This window comes from Kitasatospora sp. MY 5-36 (assembly GCF_001182915.1).
GTDB lineage: Bacteria > Actinomycetota > Actinomycetes > Streptomycetales > Streptomycetaceae > Kitasatospora.
The window spans coordinates 1-3,710 of record NZ_LFVW01000867.1; the positions used below are offsets into that span (position 1 = coordinate 1).

Annotated in this window: 4 protein-coding genes; 3 read left to right on the forward strand and 1 reads right to left on the reverse strand. The window is 71.8% G+C overall.

Features of this window, described 5'->3' with window-relative positions; genetic code table 11:
- Positions 1-708 (reverse strand): rhomboid-like protein (locus tag AE652_RS37425; RefSeq protein ID WP_159028672.1); only part of this gene is annotated, 708 nt, incomplete at its 3' end.
- 561 nt (positions 709-1,269) lie between these two features.
- Between AE652_RS37425 and AE652_RS37430 the strand changes: the two genes are divergently transcribed.
- The 3 genes from AE652_RS37430 to AE652_RS37440 form a co-directional block, all read left to right on the forward strand.
- Positions 1,270-2,007, forward strand: a complete 738-nt coding sequence (locus AE652_RS37430; protein WP_181970677.1) for a response regulator transcription factor — start codon at positions 1,270-1,272, stop codon at positions 2,005-2,007.
- A 93-nt stretch (positions 2,008-2,100) separates the two neighbouring features.
- Positions 2,101-3,288: a cell wall metabolism sensor histidine kinase WalK gene (locus AE652_RS37435; RefSeq protein ID WP_082346227.1), complete on the forward strand. Its 1,188-nt coding sequence runs from the start codon at positions 2,101-2,103 to the stop codon at positions 3,286-3,288.
- A gap of 233 nt (positions 3,289-3,521) precedes the next feature.
- Positions 3,522-3,710 (forward strand): hypothetical protein (locus AE652_RS37440; protein ID WP_049659723.1); only part of this gene is annotated, 189 nt, incomplete at its 3' end.

Sequence of the window (3,710 nt, forward strand, 5' to 3'; positions counted from 1 at the left end):
CGGCCGGGGCGGGCGCCGCTCGGCCCGGCGCAGCCAGCGCCACAGCGCGACCCCGGTCAGCACCGCGGCCGGGTGCCCCACCCCGGTGATCACGTCCTTGTCGGTGGCGATCTGCTCGGCGATCATCAGCCCGGCGCCGCCCAGCGCGAGCAGCCGCCCGCGCCAGGAGAGCAGCCCGGCCACCGCGCCCAGGCAGGCGAGCACGCCGTAGCTGACCCCGATGTCCAGGTAGTCCATCGCCTCGGGCGCCATCCGCCCGGTCTCCACCGCGGTGATCACCACCCCCTGGGAGAGCAGCGTCGCCGCGACATGCCCGGCCGCGAACACCGCCGCGGCCCGGGCCGGGCCGACCCTGCGCTCCAACGGGGCGAGGGTGAGGGCGAATCCCCACAGGTACGGCATCCACACCTCGCCGGCCACCCAGAACCCGCTCAGCACAAGGGCGCGCAAAGGATGCTGGAGCAGGTTGTGGCCGTCCGAACTGGAGGCCTCCTGCAGACGCTGGACGAGTTCCGGATCGGCGAGCCGGGCGAAGGTCGTGGTGGCTCCCACGACGGCGAGGTACCCGAGCGTAAAGGGCGTTCTCCGGGGCGTCGGCACCCGCTCCAGCAGCCATTCCAGGACGCCGGTGCGCAGCCCGAGGCGGAGCATTCCGTACGGCGCCCCCGCACTCCCGTACCCGTCGGCACCCCGCCCGAGTCCCGCCATGCCGCCTCCGCTCCACGCCGCAGCCACCGGCTCCCCGCCGGATGCCCAACGTACCGGCGCGCGCCGCGGATTCCGCCCGGCCGGGCGCTCACGTGGCCACGGTACGTCGAGGTTCTGAGAGGCACCTGAAAGAAGCCCGTGAAGACCGTCGCCGTAGCGGACCGCCGGATTCCCGACATTGGTCCAGACCTTCTCCCCATAAACGGGGCACCAGGGCCTCTGACCGGCGACTTGGCGTCAACTGCACTGCATACGTACCGTTACGCAGAGAAAATTCGACGGGTAAGGTATCGGCCCGTGCCCACTCGTGCAGTGGGTCCGAGGGCGGCCCGACAGCCGGCCCACGGGCCGGAAACGTCCGGTCCACCTGCCGGGAAGCATCCGCTGTCCGTACGCTGCGAAGTGCGCGGGAGAAGTGGGCGGCCGACCATCCGTCCTCGGCTCCCGATCGCGCGACGGGACGGCGGACCCGGCACAGTCCACGACGGAACAAGACTACGAGCGGAGCCCCGCCATCCCCACAGGTGGCCGGCCCGCAGCCCTGGGGGCGGTGGCGTGACCGTGACAGAGATTCAGCAGGACAACCACAACGCCGGCGGCACTGTGAGCAGCCAGCGCAGAGTCCTGGTGGTGGAGGACGAGCCCACGATCGCCGAGTCGATCGCCGCCCGGCTGGGCGCCGAGGGCTTCAAGGTCGCCGTGGCCCACGACGGCCCCGGCGCGGTCGACGGCTTCCACACCTGGCAGCCGGACCTGGTGGTCCTCGACATCATGCTGCCCGGCTTCGACGGCCTGGAGGTGTGCCGCCGGATCCAGGCCCAGCGCCCGGTGCCGGTGCTGATGCTGACCGCCCGCGACGACGAGACGGACCTGCTGGTCGGCCTCGGCGTCGGCGCGGACGACTACATGACCAAGCCGTTCTCGATGCGCGAACTGGCCGCCCGCGTCAACGTCCTGCTGCGCCGCGTCGAGCGCGCCCAGCAGGCCGCCCGCACGCCCGCGCTGGGCAGCCTGCGGTTCGGCGAGCTGGAGATCGACCACGTGCAGCGCCGGGTCCGGCTGGCCTCGGGCGACGTCCACCTGACGCCGACCGAGTTCGACCTGCTCGCCTGCCTGGCCGCCCAGCCGCGCGCCGTGCTCACCCGCGAGCAGCTGCTGGCCGAGGTCTGGGACTGGACCGACGCCTCCGGCACCCGCACGGTGGACAGCCACGTCAAGGCGCTGCGCCGGAAGATCGGCGCCAGCTGGATCCGCACCGTCCACGGTGTCGGATACGCGCTGGAGGCCCCGCTCTCCTAGGGCCTCCCAGGGCGACGGGCCACCGGGGGGCCCGCAGCCCGGACGACGCCGTGCCACCACGCGGGCCGACACCGCGGGGACCACAAGGAACCGATGACCTTTCCACAGCAACGCAACGGGGAATCCGCCGACACGCGGCCGCAGAACCTGGCCGCCCGTGCCGCCCGCCGGGTCTGGGCCGACATCCGGCCGCTCGACCCGGTCCGCTCGATCAAGGGCAAGCTCACCCTGCTCGTGATCGTCTCCGTGTGCCTGGCCACCGGGATGGTGGTCGTGGCGATCCGGTCCGAGACCCAGATCCGGATCATCATGGTCTTCTCCATGATCGCCTCACTGCTCTTCATGCAGTTCCTCGCGCACGGGCTGACCGCCCCCCTGCGCGAGATGACGGCCGCCGCCCGCGCGATGGCCTCCGGCGACTACAGCCGCCGGGTCGAGGTGAACTCGCGCGACGAGATCGGCGAGCTGGCGGCCGCCTTCAACGCCATGGCCGCCGACCTCCAGGCCGCCGACCGGCACCGCCGCGAGCTGGTCGCCAACGTCTCGCACGAACTGCGGACGCCGATCGCCGCGCTGCGCGCCGTCCTGGAGAACGTGGTGGACGGCGTCGTCCAGCCCAATCCGGCCACCCTGGGGGCGGCCCTGGAGCAGACCGAGCGGCTCGGCCGCCTGGTCACCCACCTGCTCGACCTCTCCAAGATCGACGACGGCGTGGTCGCCCTGGACGCCCGCCCCTTCGAGGTGCGCGAGTTCCTGGACGGCGTGCTGCGCGGGGTCACCGTGGACGGTGCGACGGCCGGCGGCGCCTTCTCCCGGCGCGGGGACGTCCGGCTGGCCCTGGAGGTCAGCCCGACCGGCCTGACCGGCGTGGCGGACCCGGAACGGCTCCACCAGGTGGTCGCCAACCTGGTCGACAACGCCTGCAAGCACTCCCCGCCCGGCGGCACCGTGACGGTGCGGGCGAGGCCGGAGGGCGAGGAGGGCGGCCTGCTGCTGGAGGTCGAGGACGAGGGCCCCGGCATCCCGCCGGCCGACCGCTCCCGGGTCTTCGAGCGGTTCAGCCGCAGCGGCACCGCGACCGCCGCCGGACCGGGCTCGGACGGCGGCACCGGACTGGGCCTGGCCATCGCCCGCTGGGCGGTGGACCTGCACGGCGGACGGATCGCGGTGGCCGAGTCCCCGCGCGGCTGCCGGATCGAGGTCCGGCTGCCCGCACGGCGTCAGAGCGACGGTCGGGACATTTGTCACAGATCCGACACAGCGGTCTACGAAGATCGTTAGAGGATTTGGCCGGGTTTTTGTCCGCTTTGGCCCCGATATGCCCCCTGTTCGGCGCTGATCGGTTCCCCTCAGATACGGCTTTCTAACGCACTTTTTCAGCCAAAGTGCAGGTCAGCACTGTGATCTGGGCGACGCCTGGGCCCCGGGGACTGCGCGATCACTGGTCAGGGGCGTAGCCTTAATCCCCGCTGTCCAAACATCCCAAAAGGAAGCGGAAGAGGGCGGTTGCCGCCGTGTCGCCACAGTCCCCTGAAACCCCCAACAGCTCGGCAAGCTCCACTGGCTTCGGCCCCAATGAGTGGCTCGTCGACGAGATCTACCAGCAGTACCTCCAGGACCCGAACTCGGTCGACCGAGCCTGGTGGGACTTTTTCGCCGACTACAAGCCCGGTACCGAGGTGACCCCAGTGACCCAGGCCGCG

Bases quoted from the DNA above. Each gene is read 5' to 3' on its own strand.
- AE652_RS37435 (WP_082346227.1), top strand. From the start codon at position 2,101: ATGACCTTTCCACAGCAACGCAACGGGGAATCCGCCGACACGCGGCCG.